General features: G+C 45.6%; 21 protein-coding genes, 1 tRNA gene, 1 rRNA gene, 1 other RNA gene and 1 other annotated feature. Of the genes, 5 read left to right on the forward strand and 19 right to left on the reverse strand.

The annotated features are described in order from the left end of the window. Positions 1 to 260 precede the first annotated feature (260 nt). From JOD21_RS18385 to tadA, 10 genes are all read right to left on the reverse strand, one after another. On the reverse strand, positions 261 to 1,472 hold the full coding sequence (locus tag JOD21_RS18385) for a hypothetical protein (protein ID WP_204730955.1): 1,212 nt from the start codon (positions 1,470 to 1,472) through the stop codon (positions 261 to 263). Between the two features lie 38 nt (positions 1,473 to 1,510). After that, a complete protein-coding gene (locus JOD21_RS18390) occupies positions 1,511 to 1,861 on the reverse strand; it encodes an SHOCT domain-containing protein (RefSeq protein ID WP_204730956.1) in 351 nt (116 codons plus the stop codon). Between the two features lie 106 nt (positions 1,862 to 1,967). Further along, positions 1,968 to 2,219, reverse strand: coding sequence for a pro-sigmaK processing inhibitor BofA family protein (locus JOD21_RS18395; RefSeq protein WP_041120747.1), 252 nt, complete (start codon positions 2,217 to 2,219; stop codon positions 1,968 to 1,970). Between the two features lie 202 nt (positions 2,220 to 2,421). Next, positions 2,422 to 2,637: a YaaL family protein gene (locus JOD21_RS18400; RefSeq protein WP_204730957.1), complete on the reverse strand. Its 216-nt coding sequence runs from the start codon at positions 2,635 to 2,637 to the stop codon at positions 2,422 to 2,424. 28 nt (positions 2,638 to 2,665) lie between these two features. Then, positions 2,666 to 3,262, reverse strand: a complete 597-nt coding sequence (gene recR / locus JOD21_RS18405; protein WP_041120745.1) for a recombination mediator RecR — start codon at positions 3,260 to 3,262, stop codon at positions 2,666 to 2,668. A 3-nt stretch (positions 3,263 to 3,265) separates the two neighbouring features. After that, positions 3,266 to 3,586 carry a YbaB/EbfC family nucleoid-associated protein gene (locus JOD21_RS18410; protein WP_204730958.1) on the reverse strand — a complete coding sequence of 107 codons (321 nt, stop codon included), beginning with the start codon at positions 3,584 to 3,586 and terminating at the stop codon, positions 3,266 to 3,268. A gap of 20 nt (positions 3,587 to 3,606) precedes the next feature. Continuing rightward, a complete protein-coding gene (gene dnaX / locus JOD21_RS18415; RefSeq protein WP_204730959.1) occupies positions 3,607 to 5,298 on the reverse strand; it encodes a DNA polymerase III subunit gamma/tau in 1,692 nt (563 codons plus the stop codon). 102 nt (positions 5,299 to 5,400) lie between these two features. Continuing rightward, the gene (locus tag JOD21_RS18420; protein WP_204730960.1) at positions 5,401 to 6,888 is read right to left on the reverse strand and encodes a BCCT family transporter; all 1,488 of its coding nucleotides are present in this window, start codon (positions 6,886 to 6,888) and stop codon (positions 5,401 to 5,403) included. A gap of 481 nt (positions 6,889 to 7,369) precedes the next feature. Next, positions 7,370 to 7,634: signal recognition particle sRNA large type (gene ffs / locus JOD21_RS18425), an RNA gene on the reverse strand. 73 nt (positions 7,635 to 7,707) lie between these two features. Beyond that, entirely contained in the window at positions 7,708 to 8,202 is a 495-nt protein-coding gene (gene tadA / locus JOD21_RS18430) for a tRNA adenosine(34) deaminase TadA (protein WP_204730970.1), read from the reverse strand. 87 nt (positions 8,203 to 8,289) lie between these two features. On the opposite strand from tadA, the gene JOD21_RS18435 reads away from it, so the two are divergent. The 4 genes from JOD21_RS18435 to JOD21_RS18450 all read left to right on the forward strand — a co-directional run bounded on the left by JOD21_RS18435 (position 8,290) and on the right by JOD21_RS18450 (position 11,434). Continuing rightward, entirely contained in the window at positions 8,290 to 9,573 is a 1,284-nt protein-coding gene (locus JOD21_RS18435) for a glycosyl hydrolase family 18 protein (RefSeq protein ID WP_204730961.1), read from the forward strand. A 141-nt stretch (positions 9,574 to 9,714) separates the two neighbouring features. After that, the gene (locus JOD21_RS18440) at positions 9,715 to 10,356 is read left to right on the forward strand and encodes a deoxynucleoside kinase (RefSeq protein ID WP_041120739.1); all 642 of its coding nucleotides are present in this window, start codon (positions 9,715 to 9,717) and stop codon (positions 10,354 to 10,356) included. Beyond that, a complete protein-coding gene (locus JOD21_RS18445; RefSeq protein WP_041120738.1) occupies positions 10,353 to 11,021 on the forward strand; it encodes a deoxynucleoside kinase in 669 nt (222 codons plus the stop codon). The genes JOD21_RS18440 and JOD21_RS18445 overlap by 4 nt, the downstream gene beginning before the upstream one ends. Positions 11,022 to 11,251: 230 nt before the next feature. Continuing rightward, complete coding sequence (locus JOD21_RS18450) at positions 11,252 to 11,434, forward strand: BhlA/UviB family holin-like peptide (protein ID WP_204730962.1); 183 nt, start codon at positions 11,252 to 11,254, stop codon at positions 11,432 to 11,434. 114 nt (positions 11,435 to 11,548) lie between these two features. Here JOD21_RS18450 and JOD21_RS18455 read toward each other — a convergent pair whose 3' ends face one another. From JOD21_RS18455 to guaB, 8 genes are all read right to left on the reverse strand, one after another. Continuing rightward, positions 11,549 to 12,106 carry an RNA polymerase sigma factor gene (locus JOD21_RS18455; RefSeq protein ID WP_204730963.1) on the reverse strand — a complete coding sequence of 186 codons (558 nt, stop codon included), beginning with the start codon at positions 12,104 to 12,106 and terminating at the stop codon, positions 11,549 to 11,551. Between the two features lie 213 nt (positions 12,107 to 12,319). Next, a tRNA-Ser gene (locus JOD21_RS18460) sits at positions 12,320 to 12,412 on the reverse strand. Positions 12,413 to 12,472: 60 nt separating this feature from the next. Continuing rightward, positions 12,473 to 12,910, reverse strand: coding sequence for a DUF4395 domain-containing protein (locus JOD21_RS18465; protein ID WP_204730964.1), 438 nt, complete (start codon positions 12,908 to 12,910; stop codon positions 12,473 to 12,475). A 158-nt stretch (positions 12,911 to 13,068) separates the two neighbouring features. Then, positions 13,069 to 14,346, reverse strand: coding sequence for a serine--tRNA ligase (serS, locus tag JOD21_RS18470; protein ID WP_204730965.1), 1,278 nt, complete (start codon positions 14,344 to 14,346; stop codon positions 13,069 to 13,071). Positions 14,347 to 14,445: 99 nt separating this feature from the next. After that, positions 14,446 to 14,660, reverse strand: a binding site (T-box leader). A gap of 54 nt (positions 14,661 to 14,714) precedes the next feature. Further along, positions 14,715 to 15,302, reverse strand: coding sequence for a pyridoxal 5'-phosphate synthase glutaminase subunit PdxT (gene pdxT / locus JOD21_RS18475; protein ID WP_204730966.1), 588 nt, complete (start codon positions 15,300 to 15,302; stop codon positions 14,715 to 14,717). A 16-nt stretch (positions 15,303 to 15,318) separates the two neighbouring features. Then, a complete protein-coding gene (gene pdxS / locus JOD21_RS18480; RefSeq protein ID WP_041120733.1) occupies positions 15,319 to 16,200 on the reverse strand; it encodes a pyridoxal 5'-phosphate synthase lyase subunit PdxS in 882 nt (293 codons plus the stop codon). 278 nt (positions 16,201 to 16,478) lie between these two features. Continuing rightward, complete coding sequence (locus tag JOD21_RS18485; RefSeq protein WP_204730967.1) at positions 16,479 to 17,840, reverse strand: D-alanyl-D-alanine carboxypeptidase family protein; 1,362 nt, start codon at positions 17,838 to 17,840, stop codon at positions 16,479 to 16,481. Positions 17,841 to 18,243: 403 nt separating this feature from the next. Beyond that, the gene (gene guaB / locus JOD21_RS18490; protein WP_204730968.1) at positions 18,244 to 19,707 is read right to left on the reverse strand and encodes an IMP dehydrogenase; all 1,464 of its coding nucleotides are present in this window, start codon (positions 19,705 to 19,707) and stop codon (positions 18,244 to 18,246) included. A gap of 114 nt (positions 19,708 to 19,821) precedes the next feature. Between guaB and JOD21_RS18495 the strand changes: the two genes are divergently transcribed. After that, entirely contained in the window at positions 19,822 to 20,484 is a 663-nt protein-coding gene (locus JOD21_RS18495) for a YaaC family protein (protein WP_204730969.1), read from the forward strand. Between the two features lie 247 nt (positions 20,485 to 20,731). On the opposite strand, the gene rrf is transcribed toward JOD21_RS18495, so the two are convergent. Continuing rightward, positions 20,732 to 20,802 (reverse strand): 5S ribosomal RNA (gene rrf, locus JOD21_RS19660); the annotation flags it as partial.

Here is a 20,802-nt window from a genome sequence, read left to right on the forward strand (position 1 = left end):
GTTGACGTTTGGTTGTTTAGTTTTCAAGGTTCAATTCTTTCCTGCCGCTTTCTTCTTTACTATAGAAGAAACGCGGTGTTGCTCTCTCAAGCGACCAATCTATCATAACATCTTTCAGCGTTTTAAGTCAATCACTTTTTTTAAAAAGTTTTTCGCTGTTTTTGTTGTGTGTTTTGATTGTGTGCTGTGTTGTTGAAGCAACGAGAACTAATATACCATGTATTCTTTCAATAACGCAACCCTTTTTATAATTTAATTTTTCAAAGATCAATTTCGCGTCCTGTTCGTGCATCCAGCACAACATCCGAATCAAGCTTGCAGCAGAGAATATACTTCCCGTATTCCGGATCAAATACATAGACAGGTGTCATAATGAGCGCTGCAAGAATATCCCGTGCTGCCTGTTCTGATGAAATACGCTCCGACGATTCTAATCGTTTTTGATCGGGCATCATATGTGCGAGTATTTTTTGTTTATCCATTACATTTAGCAATTGATAGCTCTCATCTAAAAAAAGCTTAATTCGATTCCCATTACGATCTATAGATGCTTCTATATAATGATCTTCGCGAAAGAAACTTCTCAGCTGCCACTGACCGGATTCCTCGGGATACTCACTTTGAAGATAAGATGTAACAGCTTTTTTCAGCAGACTAATTTCTTCTTCTGTCCATGAACGTGCTGCAGGATGTGGTTCATGCTTTTCCAATTGCTCCCTCGAAAGTGAATGATGAGTAAAGGGAGGTTTAAATGACCACTCTCTTTTGATTGCATGATCCCACTGAAGCGGGTATGACTGCTGACCGTACCACTGATTTCTTTCATCCAGTTCAAACGGCAGCGTGGTGAGATCATGATTTTTAACATAAATCTCTTCAAAAGCGTAAAAAGGTTTTCCTTCAAAAAGAAAAGGTATCTCAAATATCTTCACCTGATTGCGGGCGATAGAGATCACATCTTGCTTTGTAATCGTTAATGTTTCTTTATGTATCCACTCATCAGAAGGGAACACGCCGTATTTTGAATACATCTTTAATCGTTGCTGTTCATCAAGCTCCAGGTCAACAGATCCTCCCGGTGATAATCGGATACCTGATGTGACTGCAGTGTAAGAGACACCATGATTTGTTTTCTTTTTAATCATATCCACTCCCGGCGTCATCCTTGTCTGGTTCAGCAGCCAGACATCCAGTTCTTGTTCTGTTTTAAAAACGAGTTTGTCACGGCCTTTATCCCCAACTACAATCATTCTGATATAACATTGATGCGTGATGTTATAAGTTAAGACGATCGTTCCTGCCGGATTAAGATCTTCTTCTTCCCGCTTCCCTGTACCTGGAGGCAGCCAGTCAACGGTCAGCGTGTAGACGGTTCCCTCCACCGGATTGTAAGAACGTTCAATATAAGATTCAACCGGGGTATAGCCTTCCAGATCATAATCCTTTTTCATTTGATCCATCCACTTTTCCATGTTTTCCTCCTTACACGTAAAACGTCATACAAAGACCTTCACCATTTTTCATTCAACAGCTCCGTTTTCTTCTTTTGAAACTCTTCTTCAGTAATCAGCCCTTCTTCTTTTAACCGGTGCAGCTGTCTGATCTTTTCTTCATAACTATCTCCCGGCGCACTTGATAAAGGATGGTCTTCGATATTCACATCATATTCCGAGACGCCTTTAGCAGAAAAAGCATTGATCGTATGAAAAATTGTAATGCCCGCTGCAATCAGTGTCCATATGACGCCAAACAAACCGAATTGTGGAATCGCAACTGTAATACCTAAAACGAGAAATGCAATCCCTCCGGCCATTGCAAATGTTGAAGCGCCTTTGCTCGGCCTTACACGATAGCGTGCCATTTAACATCCCTCCCGAAATAAAAGTCTCACCTGTTTTTACGATTCAACATAAAAAAAGTTCCATACAGAAGGGTCGTTGCGCTCCCTTCTGTATGGAACCTCAGTATTAACGGGTAAAAATGTAGACCAGCGCAGCTGTCCCCGGCAGACCGAGTACACCCGCTATTCCTGTGGTGAGCGGATTCATCGGAACATATAATCCGTACTCCTGCCCGAAACGGTTAATGAGAAACAGCAGGCCAAGACCGACCACCCATTTCGTCGCAAACCGCCACAGCCATTTTAAAAAAGGAACGGTCCCAACTGACAGAATTAAAATGACAGTTGTGAGCGTTCCGAGTACCCACAGCCAGATCATGTACACGACTCCCCCTTTAAGAAGTTGAACGAGCGCCTTACGCTTTTCGTCTTGTCCAGCTTCAGGCGCCAGTCCCTTGAGTCATAAGCCACACTGGGAAAATGGGAAAGGTCACCCATTTTTCTCAGTGCGTCTTATGCTTGTCGGGGCTGAACAAGCGCCTTACGCTTTTCGTCTTGTACTTATCTTATGTGCGGGTGTTTTACTTTATGACAATTTTCCGGTGACGCGCTTCTTTAAATAGATAAAAGTAGCGTGCTTCGGCCATTTTTTCTTCAGCAATCATTTGTGGGCTTTTTTCAAAACTCAAGTCTGACAGGCTTTTCTGCTGCTGCCATTCTTCCCTTGTCTGCTGCATTAAATGAATGAGCCGCTCGTCATACTCTTTTTTCAGTTTCCCTTTTTTACGAAACAGCATAACGAAGCTCCTTTGGATCGATTATTGATTAGACGTCTCTTCTTCCTTCAAGTGCTTTGGATAGCGTCACTTCATCGGCATACTCAAGGTCGCCACCTACAGGAAGACCGTGTGCGATACGGGTTACCTTGATGCCTGAAGGGCGGAGCAGCCTGGAAATATACATCGCTGTAGCTTCCCCTTCAATATTCGGGTTGGTTGCAAGAATGACTTCCTGTACTTCATCATCCTGCAGACGCTTCAGCAGATCAGGCACGTTAATGTCTTCAGGACCAATGCCGTCCATTGGAGAAATGGCACCGTGAAGAACGTGATACAGACCTGTATATTCACGCATCTTCTCCATCGCAATCACGTCTTTAGGGTCCTGAACGACACAGATAATTGAACGGTCGCGCTTTTGATCTTCACAAATATAGCATGGATCCTGGTCTGTGATATGTCCGCAGACAGAGCAAAATCCGAGATTCCGCTTGGCGTTGACCAGCGCTTTTGCGAAATCGAGCACTGTGTCTTCTTTCATTCCTAATACAAAAAACGCCAGCCGGGCCGCTGTTTTCGGCCCAATGCCTGGCAGTTTCATGAAGCTGTCGATCAGCTTGGATATCGGTTCCGGGTAGTGCACGTATTAAAACATCCCCGGTAGGTTCATGCCTTTAGTGAACTGTCCCATTGTAGAGTTGGTCAATTCGTCAGCTGCTTTCATTGCCTCGTTTGTTGCGGCTAAAACAAGGTCCTGCAGCATTTCGATGTCGTCCGGGTCTACAACCTCTTCTTTAATCTCTACATCTACTACTTCTTTGTGACCTGAAACAGTGACTGTCACCATTCCGCCGCCAGCTGTACCAGTCAGGCGCTTTTCTCCAAGTTCTTCCTGTGCCTTTGCCATTTGCTTCTGCATTTTCTGCATCTGCTTCATCATACCTTGCATATTTCCTCCACCACGCATGTGTATTACCTCCGAATAATTTAGTCTTGAATATCGAGTAAGTCTGAGCCGACAAGTTTCCTTGCTTCTTCAATCAGCGGATCTTCTTTCGCTTCACCGTCTCCCTCAGGTTCATCCTGCTGCTGAATAAAGTCCTCACGAATATCGAGCCACTGATCTTCAGGTACACCGATCACTGAATAATATGTGCCGGTAAGCTCCTGCAGAATAGAAGGCATTGTGTCAGTCAGCTTATTGTTTTCCATTGCCATTTTGCAATGAATCTCATATTTAAATTTTAACACAAAAGTGTCCTGAGATGCTGCAACTGGCTCAGCTTCATTTAAAAGCGCTGTCAGTGATCTGAGCTGCTGGCGGTTCATACTCTCAAGCATATCTCCCCAGCGGTTTTTGATCTGCGCAATGTCATCCTTCGTTGCATTTCTGAGCACTTCTTTAATTCTGCCGGCTGGTGCTTTGAATGTACTTTGACGCGTCTGCTTTTTCGCAGCCGGGGCTGCAGCGGGCTGCGCCTGTTCCTCCTGTACACCGGTTGCCCTCAGTTTTTTGAGCTCTCCTTCTAACTGGTTCACTCTGTTGATCAGCTGCTGCAGATCAGGAATATCCGCCGCCTGGGATGTTTTCGGCCGCTCAGATTGAGACAGCTTCACTGCCGCCACCTCTAAATGGGTTCTGGCATGATTGGACATTCTCATCTCCTGCTGCGTTTTATTGAGCACTTCAATATATTGATACAGCAGATCAGATTCCACAGTTTCTGCAATCGCTTTAAATGCATCATCTGACAATACACGTTCAAGTGAATCCTCAAGCTCAGGTGCTGTTTTAAACAGTAAGAGATCCCGGCTGTATAAAATGAGATCCTCAATCAGTCTGAGCGGATCTTTCCCTTCTTCAAGCAGACGATGAATGGCGTCGAGTGCCTGAGGGGTATCCTGATCAATAATCGCTTTCACAAGATTCGTCAGCTGCTCCTGACCGATTGAACCTGTTACAGTGAGCGCATCTTCTACTTCGACCTGCTCGCCGCTGAATGAAATCGCCTGATCAAGCAGACTGAGTGCATCACGCATCCCGCCTTCAGCAGTCCGGGCAATGATATGAAGTGCTCTTTCTTCAACTGTCACACCGGACGCTTCTGCAATGTGCTTCATTCTTCCTGTGATGTCATGAGCTGTGATTCGTTTGAAATCAAAGCGCTGGCAGCGTGAAATGATCGTCAGTGGGATTTTATGCGGCTCTGTTGTTGCGAGGATAAAGATGACATGCTTTGGCGGTTCTTCAAGCGTTTTAAGTAACGCATTAAAAGCCCCGGGCGTCAGCATATGCACTTCATCGACGATATATACTTTATAGCGCCCTTCATTCGGCGCGTATTTTACTTTGTCACGAATATCACGGATTTCATCGACACCGTTATTGGATGCGGCATCGAGTTCAATCACATCAGAAATGGAACCGTCTGTGATTCCTTTACAGATCGCACATTCATTACACGGTTCTTTGACTGGTGCGTGCTCACAGTTCACCGCTTTGGCTAAAATTTTCGCCGCACTTGTCTTTCCGGTACCACGGGGGCCGGAAAATAAATAAGCATGAGAAATTTTCTCCTGTAAGAGGGCGTTCTGCAGCGTTTTTGTCACGTGCTGCTGCCCTACAACATCAGCAAATTCCTGTGGGCGCCACACGCGGTATAACGCTTGATAAGCCATTGGTGTACCCTCCTCATCTGTAATGATTTCCTCCCTTCAGTATAACGCAAATCCGCGCTTCTGACACTTAGAAATAGAGGAGGAAATCATACAGATTTTAAACTATGACTTTTTGCCTTTCACTTCTTTATTCAACGTTTTCACAAGCCCTACGCACATGAGTATGACAATGAACGACAGCGGCAGCGCACTGATCACAATCGCTGTCTGGAATGCCTGGAGACCGCCGACTAACAGCAGTATCGATGTAATCGAAACGAACAGAACGCCCCATGTGATTTTGATGCGCGTTGATGGATTCAGGTTCCCGTTTGTTGACTGCATCCCTAATACGAAAGTGGCGGAGTCAGCTGTTGTAACGAAAAAGATCGTTACGATGATAATTGTGAAAAATGACATAAAGGCTGTGAACGGAAGCTCCTGCAGCACATAAAACAGTGCTGTCTCAAGTGACTGCGCAGATACTTCAAGCCCCTCATATAACTCATAATAAATCCCTGTCCCGCCGACAAAAGCGAACCAGATAAACATAACAAAACTTGGTACTAAGATGACACCCACGATAAATTCGCGGATCGTTCTCCCTTTAGAAATACGGGCAATAAACATTCCGACAAACGGTGTCCATGAAATCCACCATGCCCAGTAGAAAATCGTCCAGCCCTCTGTCCAGCTCGAAGCCTGTTCATTAACAGGGTTCACCTGCAGTGACATCGGTATAAATATAGATAAGTATTCGGCGAGACCTGATACAAACATATTTAACATAAACAGGGTCGGACCTGTGATAAAAATAAACACTAAAAAGATAAATGAAATCGAAATATTGATGGTACTTAAGTATTTGATTCCTTTATGAATACCGGTGGATGCTGAAATGACAAAAATAACAGTGATAATCATCATAATAATCAGCTGAACAGTAAAGTTGTATGGCGCATCAAACAGGAATACAAGTCCGGAGTTCACCTGCTGGGCACCCAACCCAAGAGATGCGGCAACGCCAAACAGCGTGGCAAACACTGCGATGATATCAACTGTATGTCCAATCGGTCCTTTTACTCGTGAACCTAATACGGAATAAAGCGTAGAACTCATTAAACCCGGAGTATTGTAGCGGAATTGCTGGAGTGCGAGTGCAAGTGCAACAAGTGCGTAGATCGCCCATGCGTGAAAGCCCCAGTGAAGCCAGGTGTAGGCTACACCACTAACTGCATCAGCCGGTGTCCCGCCTTCCCCATAAGGCGGTGAAGAAAAATGACCAATTGGCTCAGATACGCCGTAAAAGAATAACCCGATCCCAATCCCTGCTGAAAACAGCATTGAAAACCAGACCGGCCTGCTGAACTCAGGCTTTCCATCCTGTGGTCCAAGCTTAATTTTACCAAAACGGCCGAATGCTAAATAAACCGCAAATAGAAACATCCCCGTCACAAGCAGCTGGTAATACCACCCGAACGTTTCAAACATAAATGATTGTGCTGTCGCAAGTCCCGCATTAAGCTGGTCGGTAAATAACACACCAACAAGCACAAAAGCGACTGCGAGTCCCACAGAAATCGAAAATACTGGTGACTTTTTCGGATTCATATGACTTCCCCTTTTCAGTTGTAATGTATTTAAGGTTAACATACCTTTAAAAATGATTCAGGAAACGCCCAGATAATGGGATTTGTGTGGGTTTTTATGGGTTTTTTAGACTTGGTGGATACATGCGGGGTGGGGTTCTCAGAAAAGATGATCATGTTCAGAAGTTAACAGCTGTTGTTCAGAGAAAAGACGTGTTGATTCGGAGAAAAATCGCTGATGTTCGTGGAATCGTGTAATTTGACCTATTCTATCAGCACACAAAGCGTGTGGCAGTTCGCGTTTTGACCTTTTGTGTTCGGCACTTAACGTGGCGGGTTCGCGTTTCACACCACCATGTTCGACGTTCAGCAGTTGACGTTCGACACTTCAGGTAGTAAGACCCAAACACCGCTCCGGTTCACACACCAGCCCCGACCGCAATATAAAACAAAAAAGCCACCCCGGAATCCGGGATGACTTTGATTATATAAAAATTAAAATGCCGTGCACCTTCTGTCGACTGACAGCCCCATGCGTTACTCCTGCAGTTAGCTCGGTTCAGGCTATCCCGCGGCACATGAGAGGTTCCACTTAATGCTGCTTCCTTCCGGACCTGACATGGTTCATGAATTCCCATTGCGCAGGACCCAAACGTCAACACCACTTACAGAAGGCAGACCATGAAGCATGGCAGCCTCGAGAAGGGATTCAGTTTCGCTAGAGCGGATTGCGAATACAGGGCACCGCTAATTCCCCACCTAGCACGGCAAAAATGAGACCAATATTCATTTGCGCCTTTTGACGACGCAAGATTTAGTATACTACCTGTAGACAGAAAAATCAATCAGGATCTTTTAACATCTGTCTCTTCAATTTCTTTTCCTCACGCAGCCTTCTGAAAAAATCCGTCAGCATCTGACCACATGCTTCTCCAAGTACATCCGGCACCACTTCACAGCGATGGTTAAAGCGGTCATCCTCAAGTAAATTCATCAGACTGCCAGCGCACCCGGCTTTTGGATCACGCGCACCATAGACAACCCGGTCCACGCGTGACAGCAGGATCGCACCGCTGCACATCGGACATGGCTCAAGCGTGACATAGAGCGTTGTGTTCTCAAGGCGCCAGCTGCCAACTGCGTCACATGCTTTTTCAATTGCGAGCAGCTCGGCATGTGTGACAGCATTCTGCGTAGTTTCGCGAAGATTATAGGCAGAGGCGATCATTTCGTCATCTTTAACTATCACAGCCCCGATTGGCACTTCACGGATCGCTTCAGCTTTTTTCGCTTCCTCTATCGCCCGCTGCATCCAGTATTCATCGCGTTCAGTCATCACATTCGCCCTTTGCTCATTTTTTTCTGATTCTATCATATAGTTGAAAATAGCGTCTATTTTCTCTAAAAGTGAAAGGAGTTCTTTATGCAAATTCACGTCGTCCAACCGGGTGAGAACCTGTTTACAGTCAGCGCACTTTACTCCATTACCCCTCAGCAGATTGCTGATGCCAACCAGCTTCCTAATCCTGATCAGCTTGTACCGGGGCAGGCACTCGTAATCCCGATTACCGGCAGCTTTTATTTCGTTCAGGCTGGGGACTCCCTCTATTCAATCGCCCAGAAAGCCGGTATCACTTATCAGGAACTCGCCTCAATCAACGGGTTATCACCTGAACAGCCGCTTGCAATCGGGTGGCGGCTTTATTTACCGCCAAAACCTAAAACATCTGCAGAGTTTAATGCCTATGCAGAACCTTTTGGTGAAACCGTTTCTGAAAATATTCTGCTGCGGACAAGGGAGGCCGCTCCCTATTTAACTTATCTCGCCCCGTTCAGTTTTCAGGCAAAGCGCGACGGCTCACTCAGCACGCTGCCGGTCGAACCGTTCGTGCCGATTGCTGACGCTAACCGCAATACCCTGATGATGGTAATCACGAATCTTGAAGAAGGCGGCTTTAACGATGAACTCGGGCGGATTCTTTTAAATGACATGACGGTGCAGGATAATCTGCTGGATAATATAGAAACAACCGCAAAGCAATATGGATTCAGGGATATTCATTTTGATTTTGAATATCTGCGCCCTCAAGATGAAGAAGCGTATACCGCATTTTTAGCAAAAGCAAAAGAGCGTTACGCGCAGGAAGGCTGGCTCGTCTCAGCTGCCCTTGCACCGAAAACGCGTGCGGACCAGCCAGGCAGATGGTATGAGGCGCATAATTACAAGGCGATCGGTGAAGTTGTGGACTTCGTGGTTATCATGACATATGAATGGGGCTACAGCGGCGGACCCGCGCAGGCAGTCTCGCCAATCGGTCCGGTGAGAGACGTGCTTGAATATGCCCTCACTGAAATACCTGCAAATAAAATCATGATGGGGCAGAACCTTTACGGCTATGACTGGACGCTGCCGTTTGTCCAGGGCTCCCAGGCGCGTGCAATCAGTCCGCAGCAGGCAATCGAAATCGCCGCCACACAAGGCGTGCCGATCCAGTATGACACAACCGCCCAAGCACCATTTATTGAGTACACGGCTGATGGAAAGGATCACATCATCTGGTTCGAGGACGCCCGGTCCATTCAGGCGAAGTTTGATCTGTTAAAAGAATTGAAGTTGCGCGGGATGAGTTACTGGAAACTCGGCCTTTCTTTTCCTCAAAACTGGCTGCTGCTCGGCGACCAGTTCACCTCTGTAAAGCTCAGATAAATTTTTCATACGGACAAGGAGCGTGATATCACACTCCTTGTCTTTTTTCGTCGGATCACGCCTACTTTTCACCTGTTGATTATGGTACAATAACGGGTGCGAACTGAACCGGCTTGACTGGAGAACAAGGAGGAAACGAGAATGACAACCATTCCGTTTATTACAGTGGAGGGGCCGATTGGCGTCGGTAAGACGTCACTTGCAAAAGCCATTTCCTCACACTTTGATTTTCATTTGTTAAAAGAGATTGTCGATGAGAATCCTTTTTTAGATAAATTCTACTCAAACATTGACGAGTGGAGCTTCCAGACAGAGATGTTCTTTCTCTGCAACCGCTATAAGCAGCTGAGCGATATTCAGCGTCACTATCTGTCAGCCCAGAAACCTGTCGCTGCAGATTACCACATTTTCAAAAACATCATTTTCGCCAAACGCACGCTTCGCCCCGAGGAATACGATAAGTATCTTGAAGTGTACCGCATTTTAACGGCTGATATGCCAAAGCCAAATGTGGTTGTCTATCTTCATGCAAGCCTTGAGACACTGCTAAAACGCGTAAAGCTGCGCGGACGTGAATTCGAAAGAGATATGAGCCCGCTTTACTTAGAGCAGCTCTCAGCAGATTACGATGAATTCATTCATCACTTCGAAAAAACGCACCCGGAAATTCCGGTACTGCGGATCAACGGTGACGAGATCGATTTCGTCAACTATGAACAAGACCTCGGACAAGTCCTGCAAAAGGTCGAAGAATCATTACTTAAAAGGAGTACAACCCTATGAACGCACGTGAACGCTACGGTATCCCGAATGATGCCGTGATTACAATTGCCGGCACAGTCGGCGTCGGCAAATCAACAATGACGCAAAAACTCGCTGAACACCTTCAATTCAGAACATCTTTTGAAAAGGTTGAAGCGAACCCTTACCTTGATAAATTCTATAAAGACTTTGAAAAGTGGAGCTTCCATCTGCAGGTTTACTTCCTGGCAGAACGCTTCAAGGAACAAAAGCGTATGTTTGAGTACGGAGGCGGCTTTATTCAGGACCGCTCGATCTATGAAGATACAGGTATTTTTGCGAAAATGCATTATGAAAAAGGCACCATGTCACCTGTAGATTATGAAACGTATACAAGTCTTTTTGAAGCAATGGTGATGACGCCTTACTTCCCTCACCCGAGTCTGCTTGTCTATCTTGAAGGGTCACTGGATGATATTGTAACGCGCATTCAGGCAAGAGGCCGTCCAATGGAGCAGGAAACGCCGCTTGCTTATTGGGAAGAGATGCACCAGCGCTATGAGAACTGGATTGATTCGTTTAATGCATGTCCGGTGCTGAGACTGAATATTAATGATTATGATCTTGTGAAGAATCCTGATTCGATTGATCCGATTCTTGAGAAAATCGGCTCGTTTATTCAGCAGACTTCGCTTTTGAAGAAGTAAATCTTTGAAACCGCTGGTCCTTTCCGTGGAGGGCTTCGCTTTCCTGCCCCCGGGCGGTGAGCCTCCTCGAGCTTCGCTCTGCGGGGTCTCACCTGTCCCTTCCTGGGGCGGGAGTCTTCGCCCTCCACTCCAAGGACCAGCTGAGTGAGCCGTTCTAAGAAAAAATCAATTACAATGTTTACAATATGCCGCAATCCTCCTTTTATATAGAGTAAAAGGGGGATTTTTTGATGGAGAAAATTCTGATTGATGTACTGTCGACGCAGGGTGTGTTTGCGGTTTTGTTTGCGGGATTGCTGTTTTATGTGCTGCGGATGAATAAGGAGCGGGAGGATAAGTTTTTTGAGACGAACCGGAAGCTTGAAGAGACGCTGCAGCTGATTGAGCTGTTGCTGAAGAAGGATGGAGGGTAAGAAAAACCCGGCGGTGTGCCGATACACCGCCGGGTTTTTCATGCATGAATTCCCATCTCAAATAAGCTATAATTGAGACAGGGAAAAGGAGCATCTATTCTTGTGGTCTGGTCACTACTTCGAATCTGATGGCTTCCTTTTCTCTTTTTCATGTCCAAAATACAGACATTTGATTTTCTCAAGCGCTCTGTTTTTTGTCTGATTCACAGCCTGTCTTGATATCTTCATATATTGGGAAAGTTCTGTAGCAGACAGATCATTGACATACATACACTCAATTACAAATGACTCCTGTTTTGTTAAGACCTCCATCATCTCCAGTAATTCCATCTCTGAATTCATAGCCGCTTCGTCTGCTACATTTTTCACCTCAAAGGCTTGTTCAATTTCGATTTTCTTACTGTTCTTTTTTGATAAACGAATAAATTCATACTTTAAAGATTTTGCGAGATAGCTGAAGATTACTTTATTGTTTTTCTCTTTCAGCTGTTCAAGCGGCATTTTTCGGGCAGCTTTCAGTAAATGGAGCTTCAGATCCTGTTCGGTATCCTCACCATGAAGCAAGCGGCCGTATTTATGAATAACCGGTTCAAACGTCGACAGCAACTCTAATGTCTCTCTTTCCCCGCCGCTGCGCATGTTCACAGCGATATCATATAATTTTTTTTGCATATAATCCCTCCTTTTTGCCATTATACCAAACATACGTTCTTATTTTTAGTATTAGGAGTCGGGAAAATTCGCGATTTTTTGCGATAAAGAAAAACAGCACACCATTTTTAGTGTACTGCCAGCAAGAAATCATTGTTTTTACATACAAAAAAGCCACTGCCGAAGCAGTGACTTTCTCCAATTTATGCGCGTTGATGTTTAATTTAAAAATTATGGAGGAGGTAGAGGGATTCGAACCCCCGCGGGCTGTTACACCCCTGTCGGTTTTCAAGACCGATCCCTTCAGCCGGACTTGGGTATACCTCCCTGTCGACAAGAACTATAATATCATGGCTGAAAGTTCCCGTCAATCTTTTTTAGAAGATTTTAAGAAAAACTTTTTGATGCTTTCGTGCGGCGGTACTGCCACTGTTTCCATTGAAAACGTATAAAACATCCGACACAAAAGCCCATGATCGCAACTGATGCCGCAGTCACAACCATTATTGTAAAGGCATAGGCTGCAATTGTCCACCCTAAAATGAAAGAAATATAGCCGCCGCTCAGGAAAAATACAGCGAGCGTCTGATTAAAGCGCTGATCTGCACGATCCTCAGGGATATAGCTACTCATCGGTTTCTTCAAAAACTGTTTAGCAAGACGCATAACCGGATTAAAGTTAAATAAGACGCCACCAAGACCGGCAAGCAGCGGAATGAGTAATAAATGATGGAAGCCTGTGATCCAGACTGCTGCAACGGTCAGAACAATGGTCCACTGGTTCGTACGAACGAGCGGACGCGGGATAGAAAGAGGTTGAGACATATCTATATCATACCTTTCTGATCGGAATATAAGTTTATAAGATATGATACGCCTGATGGTATCGAAACGTCAAGCAGAGAGTTTTTAGGAACTTCTGATTGACCGGTACAATATCAAAAAAAGAGCTGCCCCACCCAGGGGGACAGCTCTCAGCTCACTTATTTAGAAATAACCTTTTTACCACCCATATAAGGCTGCAGTACTTCAGGAACAAGCAGGCTGCCGTCCTCCTGCTGATAGTTCTCTAAGATTGCGGCTACTGTACGGCCGATTGCCAGGCCGCTGCCGTTTAACGTATGCACGTGTTCAGGCTTTGCATTCGGCTCGCGGCGGAAGCGGATATTTGCACGGCGCGCCTGGAAGTCTTCAAAGTTACTGCAAGAAGAGATCTCACGGTACGTACCGTAGCTTGGAATCCATACTTCGATATCGTATTTCTTCGCAGCTGTAAAACCAAGGTCCGCTGTACACATGCTCATCACGCGGTATGGCAGTTCAAGCAGCTGGAGTACTTTTTCAGCGTGACCTGTCAGCATTTCAAGCGTTTCGTAAGACTCTTCAGGCTTTGCAAAACGGACAAGCTCGACTTTGTTGAACTGGTGCTGACGGATCAGTCCGCGCGTATCACGGCCGGCAGATCCTGCTTCAGAGCGGAAGTTCGCGCTGTAAGCAACATATGCTTTAGGCAGATCCTCGATTTTTAAAATTTCATCACGGTGGAAGTTTGTCACAGGCACTTCAGACGTCGGCACAAGGAAGAAGTCTTCCTTTTCGATACGGAAAGCATCCTCTTCGAACTTCGGCAGCTGGCCGGTACCTGTCATACTTGCACGGTTCACAAGGTATGGCGGCAGCATTTCAGTGTAGCCGTGCTGATCCTGATGAAGATCCATCATAAAGTTGATCAGCGCGCGCTCAAGACGTGCGCCTGCACCTTTGTAAAAGACGAAGCGGCTGCCGGTTACTTTTGCGGCACGTTCAAAATCAAGCATCTCAAGATCTGTTGCCACGTCCCAGTGAGGCTTTGCTTCAAAATCGAAGTCTCGAATGTTACCCCAGTTACGGATTTCAACGTTATCATCCTCAGTATCACCAATCGGTACACTGTCATGCGGTACGTTTGGAATAGAAAGCAGCAGTGTTTCAAGCTTCTCTTCCACTTCACGCAGACGCTCGTCAATCTGCTTAATCTCATCCCCAAGACCGCGCATTTCAGCAATCACATCATCTGCATTCTTCTTCTCACGCTTCATCTGCGCGATTTCCTGAGACACTTCATTACGGCGGCTCTTCTTCTCTTCTGTTTTCGTAATCAGCTCGCGGCGTTCCTGATCAAGTGCCTGGAACTGATCAAAATCCTTCAGGTCCTCCCCGCGTTTTGCCATCTTATCTTTTATCTCGTCAAAATTATTACGTAAACGTTTTAAATCCAACATGATGATTCCTCCTTTTGGTTAGTTGAAAAGCTGTGAGTAGAAGCGGGTCTGGCCCCTCTCTACGCAAACAAAAAACTCCCGCCCCTTATTATAAAAATAATAAGGGACGAGAGTTGAAGCCCGCGATACCACCCTGGTTGAAAGCACATATGTACTTTCCGCTTAAGGCATAACGGTGCCTGCCCGTGGAATCTTACTTTGATTTCGGATTCCCGCTCCAGAATGGATTCGCGAACGTCTTATACCTGCTCACACCGGCCGCAGGCTCTCTTGAATAAGCACATTCCGCTACTGTTTTCTGTCACAGCTTTTCGTTTGTTATGATAAAAATTAGGTTACTACACGATCCGGAAAAGATCAACTGTTTTTTATATTACAACAGCTGGAGATTCTACCATTTTGATGAAATACTCAGTTAAACGGTGGTCCTCTGTCAGCTCCGGATGGAATGAGCAGCCGAGAAATTGCCCGTGACGCGCAAGGACAATCCGGTCATTGTGAGTGGCCAGCACTTGTGTATCAGGTCCGGCTGATACAATATGCGGCGCACGGATAAAGACCGCTGTGTAAGGATCTCCTTCAATACCTGTAATCATCAGGTCCGCTTCAAAGCTTTCCTTCTGACGGCCGAATGAATTCCGCTCAACGACAACGTCCATCACGCCAAGGTGAGGCTCATCATATCCCGCAATTTCTCCTGCAAGCAGGATCAGTCCTGCACATGTACCAAACATCGGCTTGCCTGAAGCAGCAAATGCTCTCAGCGGCTCCATTAAACCATATACATCAATCAGGCGGCGCATCGTTGTGCTTTCTCCGCCTGGTAATATTAATCCGTCAATATTTGTGAGCTGTTCTGCTTTCTTCACGACAACCGCTTTGGCACCGCCTGCTTCGATTGAACGGACATGTTCGCGAACCGCTCCCTGTAATCCTAAAACACCAATTGTTGTCATGATGATCAGCCCTTTCTTACCAACCGCGCTCCTGCATGCGGTCTTCTAATGATAGTGATGAGATTTCCATCCCTTTCATCGCTGTACCAAGTTCTTTTGATACTTTTGCGATTAATTCGTAATCCTGATAGTGCGTTGTTGCTTCAACGATCGCACGTGCAAACTTTTCAGGGTTATCTGACTTGAAGATCCCAGACCCTACGAATACACCGTCAGCGCCAAGCTCCATCATCAGTGCAGCATCCGCTGGTGTTGCCACGCCGCCTGCAGCGAAGTTCACAACCGGCAAACGTCCAAGTTCTTTAATTTCTAAAAGAAGGTCAAATGACGCACCAAGCAATTTCGCTTCAGTCATCAGCTCATCTTTAGACATATTCACGACTTTACGGATCTGTCCGTTAACTTTACGCATGTGGCGTACTGCTTCTACGATGTTACCTGTTCCAGGCTCACCCTTGGTACGAAGCATTGATGTACCTTCGCCGATACGGCGTGCTGCTTCACCAAGGTCGCGGCATCCGCATACGAATGGTACAGTGAAATCACTCTTCATTAAGTGATACTCTTCATCCGCTGGTGTTAATACTTCACTTTCATCTATATAATCTACACCCATTGATTCAAGTACGCGGGCTTCTGTGATATGCCCGATTCTTGCTTTTGCCATGACCGGAATACTTACCGCGCTCATAACCTCTTCTACAATGCGAAGATCTGCCATACGGGCAACTCCGCCTTCTTTACGAATATCAGATGGCACACGCTCAAGTGCCATAACTGCTACCGCACCTGCTGCCTCTGCTAACTTAGCCTGCTCTGCGTTGACAACGTCCATAATCACGCCGCCTTTTTGCATCTCAGCCATTCCTCTTTTTACACGATCCGTACCTGTATTCATGGTAAAAGCCTCCTTCATCCTGTAGAACAGCTCAAGAAGTCCAGAGAACATGCCCTGTACTTCAATAGAACTGGTAAAATTTGATCTTATTAGTCGGGATTAACGATCCAGCTCAGGGCTCTAAATAAGCACCATAAGCTTTTCGTTCTCCCAATCTTTATCTTCACTAAAAAAGCACTCCGTGTCAAGACACGAAGTGCTTTTAAAGCGCTAAATGGTGCTAAAAACCTTATTTAATCAATGTTTTTAGCGCATTAAAGTATTGAATATTTATTTTATCAGAACCAGCCTTTAACCGTTGTCACGATTGTATCCCACAGGCCGCCGAAGAATCCGCCGACTGCACGCATGCTGAGTACGAACCAGTTGGCTTTTTCTACTGCTTCTGTTGTAACGACTTCAGTTTCAAGAGATGACGCCATGCTTTCATCAAGGAAACCGTATTCGCCCGCTGCAGATGCAAGGCTGATTGTCCCTACCTGTGAACCTTCTTCAATTGGTGCTGTCAGTTCACCATCTTCATTTAAAAGAGATTCATCAAGCATCAGTTCAGGTGTGAAGGTTGCAGGATCCTGCCCGTTTTCAAGGATCACTTGTACCGGCTCCATTGACTCAATGTCCACAGTATCTTCTGTTCCTTTATCAACAGGAAGTGTTTCCTGACCTTCTACTGTATAATTGGCCGGCAGAATTTCCTGCATAGAGAAATTGCCGAAACCGTAGTCAAACAGTTCAGTTGTTGCACCAAAGCGCGCAGCATAAGAACCGACACCATTTTCATTTGTCGCATTCATCACAACAGAGATCAGACGCATACCGTCACGCTCTGCAGTACCTGTAAAGGTATACCCTGCAAAATCAGTTGTACCTGTTTTAATCCCGTCAACGCCTTCATATTCAAATACTAAAGAAGGCAGCATGAAATTCCAGTTTTCCATTTCAGTTGCATCATCGGTACCTTCACGGAAAATTTTCTTAGGAATACTTGACGTTTCAAGTACTTCAGGGAAATCATTTAACAGATGATAAGCAAGCTTTGCCGTAGCACGTGCTGACATCACATTTTCTTCATCTGCCCCAGTACCTTCCGGATGGTAACCTTTCATATCTGAATTATTCAGACCGCTTGAATTCACAAAATTATAATCATCAAGTCCGAGTTCAGCCGCCTTTTCATTCATCAGCTTAACAAACTCTCCTTCAGAGCCCGCTACTGTCTCTGCAAGTGCAATGGTTGATGCATTTGCTGAATAGATCACCATTGATTCATAAAGCTCCTGAATCGAATACTGCTCACCATTACGCAGCGGCACATTACTCAGTGATGTATCCTGAGATATTTCATACGTCTTATCCGTTACAGTATACTGATCGTCCCATGACACTTCTCCGTTTGCGATCGCTTCAAGTAGAAGGTACTCAGTCATCATCTTGGTCATACTTGCCACACCAAGCTGCGTATCTGCATTCTCTGCAAATAATACTTTACCTGTTTCTGCTTCAAGTAAAATCGCTGCATCAACCTGCCAGTTCTGAATCACATTTGCTTTTGCTTCGTGGGTAAATGCACCACTTCCAAAAAATAATCCCAACGCAAGCGCACCTGCTGTCGCTTTACGTAATACGTTTGTTTTAAACATGTTAGACCTCCGATAAGTTATCCGTGTCCAGCTTCAGGCGCTAGATCCTCGGGTCATAAGCCACGCATCGGCAATCGGGAAAATTCGCCCGCTTTCCGCTCCGCGTCTTATGCCTGTCGGATCTGACCAAGCGCCTTACGCTTTTCTATTGTCCAGCTTCAGCGCCTAGGCCCTCGAGTCATAAGCTACCCAGATAAAATGGGAAAGACCGCCCATTTTTCTCAACGCGTCTTATGCTTGTCGGGCCTGTTCGAGGCGCTTACGCTTTTCTATGTACACTTTTGACATTTTACCATACATATAAGCTAAAAAGTATAGCCAGATTAGCACTGTTCAGTGACAAAAAAGCAGGACTCCTGTAAGAACAGAGCCCTGCTTTGTGTGTGTCGAATGTTGCATTTAATTATAATGAGTAGTTTGGAGATTCTTTTGTAATCTGTACATCGTGCGGGTGGCTTTCGCGAAGACCTGCACCCGTCATACGGATAAACTGTGCTTCTTCACGCAGTTCGAACAGATTCTTAGAACCGCAATAGCCCATTCCGCTGCGGATCCCGCCGACTAGTTGATAAACAGTATCTGCAAGCGGTCCTTTATAAGCTGTACGACCTTCGATGCCTTCAGGTACAAGTTTTTTCGCATCTTCCTGGAAGTAACGGTCTTTTGAGCCTTTTTCCATTGCAGCCATTGAACCCATTCCACGGTAAACCTTGAAGCGGCGTCCCTGGAAGATTTCCGTTTCACCTGGGCTTTCAGTCGTACCTGCAAGCAGGCTTCCAAGCATGACAGCATGTCCGCCTGCAGCCAGTGCCTTCACGATATCGCCTGAATACTTAATTCCGCCATCGGCAATAATAGACTTACCGTGTTTACGTGCTTCAGTTGCACAGTCATACACTGCCGTGATCTGTGGTACACCAACACCGGCAACAACACGTGTTGTACAGATTGAACCTGGTCCGATCCCAACTTTGACAACGTCAGCACCAGCTTCGATCAGTGCCTTTGTTCCTTCAGAAGTCGCCACATTTCCTGCGATAATGACTACATCAGGGAATGAGTTACGGATCAGTGCAATGGTATCCAGCACGCCTTGTGAGTGACCGTGCGCTGTATCGATTACAAGTGCATCAACGCCTGCTTTTACGAGCTGCTGCACACGCTTTTCAGCATCTGCTGTCACACCGACTGAAGCAGCCACTAAAAGACGTCCCTGCGAATCTTTTGCAGAGTTCGGGAATTCGATAACCTTTTCGATATCTTTAATCGTAATTAACCCTTTTAAAATACCGTCATTATCTACTAATGGAAGTTTCTCGATCTTATATTGCTGGAGAATACTTTCAGCTTCATGTAAAGTCGTGCCAACTGAAGCTGTTACAAGGTTCTCTTTTGTCATGACTTCATCAATTTTAATAGAGTAATCCTGAATGAAACGAAGGTCGCGGTTTGTAATAATCCCCACAAGCTTCTGCTCATTCATATCATTAACAATTGGTACACCGGAAATACGATATTTGCCCATCAGATGCTCTGCATCAAAAACCTGATGATCAGGAGTCAGGAAAAACGGATCTGTGATGACACCACTCTCAGAACGCTTTACACGCTCAACCTGCTCAGCCTGTGCTTCAATACTCATATTCTTATGAATGACACCAAGACCGCCTGCACGGGCCATCGCAATCGCCATTGCAGCTTCAGTCACCGTATCCATACCTGCACTGATAATTGGTACATTCAGTTTAATCGTATCCGTAAGCTCAACTGACAGATCAACATCACGCGGTAATACCTCAGATTTCGCCGGGACCAGCAGTACATCATCAAACGTCAAACCTTCTTTAGCAAATTTCGTTTCCCACATTGTCAATTTCCTCCCCGTCTCAAAAATATTATTGTAAGGTTATCAGCCGGCCAACCGCGTGTCAATATTGAAGGAATAAGTTCGATTATTAAGAATAGTTGGGAGATTTTTTGTATGACGTCCGACTTTATCTGGCAGCACTACCTGCCCCTATACGCCAAACACCATGTTACACAGCTTTTATTCACCCGTTATACAGCAGCAGGGATCACTCATTCTGAACAACTGGCCATTGAAAAAGCACCCGCATTATGTGCGCACATTGAACACGCCGAACTATTTTACCAGCAGGCAGCTCACTCGACTGTCTTCATTCAGCCTGTCCTGCAATTCTACGGGATGATCCACCTAATCAAAGCAGCTATCACGATGAAAGACCCTTTTCATCCCGAAAAAACAAATCAGCTCGCTCATGGCGTATCTTCCCGTAAAATCAAAAAGCAACATTACACCTTTTTAGAAGACACCGTCAAAATACAAAAACACGGGCTATACACAACATTCTCAGAAAAACTGCTTCATTGCTCACCAAGAACAATCACCTGTGATATACAGCAATTATTCAATTCACTGCATGAGCCCTATCCGTCCTTACACAATATGCAAACCCACTATCTGATTCTCTACAGCCTCAGTATGCTTGCGCGCTACGAAACAGAATGGTGGCACCGGTGTATGACTTATAAAGAAACAACAGATTATCCAGTGATCAAAAGTTTCCTCACCTATGCAGCGCATCAGGTACCTGAGGGGATGAGAGTGTTTTTGCTGCATTGATGGGTCATGCGGATTAAATTAAGACTGGGGTGGCTGATGGGAATAACCATCAGTTTGAAGGGTCCTTTTTCTGTTAATGACTTTAGGATCCTGGCTCTTTGCACTTCATGCACTTGGGATTCCAGCCTTTTGCCCTTGATGCCTTCAGGTCTCCAGCACTTTGCCCTACATGCCCTTCAGTATCCGGCCCTTCTCTTTTACGCGCACAAAAAAAGCCTTCCCTCTAAAGGAAAGACTTTTTCAAAGTGCCTAGCGACGTCCTACTCTCACAGGGGGAAACCCCCAACTACCATCGGCGCTGAAGAGCTTAACTTCCGT

The sequence above is a fragment of the Jeotgalibacillus terrae genome, from assembly GCF_016908195.1.
Classification (GTDB): domain Bacteria; phylum Bacillota; class Bacilli; order Bacillales; family Jeotgalibacillaceae; genus Jeotgalibacillus; species Jeotgalibacillus terrae.

Coding starts and splice junctions, on each gene's coding strand:
- JOD21_RS18400 (WP_204730957.1), bottom strand. CDS start 2,637: ATGCTGTTTCGTAAAAAAGGGAAACTGAAAAAAGAGTATGACGAGCGG.
- pdxS (WP_041120733.1), bottom strand. CDS start 16,200: ATGAATACAGGTACGGATCGTGTAAAAAGAGGAATGGCTGAGATGCAA.
- JOD21_RS18385 (WP_204730955.1), bottom strand. CDS start 1,472: ATGGAAAAGTGGATGGATCAAATGAAAAAGGATTATGATCTGGAAGGC.
- tadA (WP_204730970.1), bottom strand. CDS start 8,202: ATGACTGAACGCGATGAATACTGGATGCAGCGGGCGATAGAGGAAGCG.
- serS (WP_204730965.1), bottom strand. CDS start 14,346: ATGTTGGATTTAAAACGTTTACGTAATAATTTTGACGAGATAAAAGAT.
- JOD21_RS18440 (WP_041120739.1), top strand. CDS start 9,715: ATGACAACCATTCCGTTTATTACAGTGGAGGGGCCGATTGGCGTCGGT.
- dnaX (WP_204730959.1), bottom strand. CDS start 5,298: ATGGCTTATCAAGCGTTATACCGCGTGTGGCGCCCACAGGAATTTGCT.
- guaB (WP_204730968.1), bottom strand. CDS start 19,707: ATGTGGGAAACGAAATTTGCTAAAGAAGGTTTGACGTTTGATGATGTA.
- JOD21_RS18410 (WP_204730958.1), bottom strand. CDS start 3,586: ATGCGTGGTGGAGGAAATATGCAAGGTATGATGAAGCAGATGCAGAAA.
- JOD21_RS18495 (WP_204730969.1), top strand. CDS start 19,822: ATGACGTCCGACTTTATCTGGCAGCACTACCTGCCCCTATACGCCAAA.
- JOD21_RS18420 (WP_204730960.1), bottom strand. CDS start 6,888: ATGAATCCGAAAAAGTCACCAGTATTTTCGATTTCTGTGGGACTCGCA.
- pdxT (WP_204730966.1), bottom strand. CDS start 15,302: ATGACAACAATTGGTGTTTTAGGATTACAGGGAGCGGTTCGCGAACAT.
- JOD21_RS18485 (WP_204730967.1), bottom strand. CDS start 17,840: ATGTTTAAAACAAACGTATTACGTAAAGCGACAGCAGGTGCGCTTGCG.
- JOD21_RS18465 (WP_204730964.1), bottom strand. CDS start 12,910: ATGTCTCAACCTCTTTCTATCCCGCGTCCGCTCGTTCGTACGAACCAG.
- JOD21_RS18445 (WP_041120738.1), top strand. CDS start 10,353: ATGAACGCACGTGAACGCTACGGTATCCCGAATGATGCCGTGATTACA.
- JOD21_RS18390 (WP_204730956.1), bottom strand. CDS start 1,861: ATGGCACGCTATCGTGTAAGGCCGAGCAAAGGCGCTTCAACATTTGCA.
- JOD21_RS18450 (WP_204730962.1), top strand. CDS start 11,252: ATGGAGAAAATTCTGATTGATGTACTGTCGACGCAGGGTGTGTTTGCG.
- JOD21_RS18395 (WP_041120747.1), bottom strand. CDS start 2,219: ATGATCTGGCTGTGGGTACTCGGAACGCTCACAACTGTCATTTTAATT.
- JOD21_RS18455 (WP_204730963.1), bottom strand. CDS start 12,106: ATGCAAAAAAAATTATATGATATCGCTGTGAACATGCGCAGCGGCGGG.
- JOD21_RS18435 (WP_204730961.1), top strand. CDS start 8,290: ATGCAAATTCACGTCGTCCAACCGGGTGAGAACCTGTTTACAGTCAGC.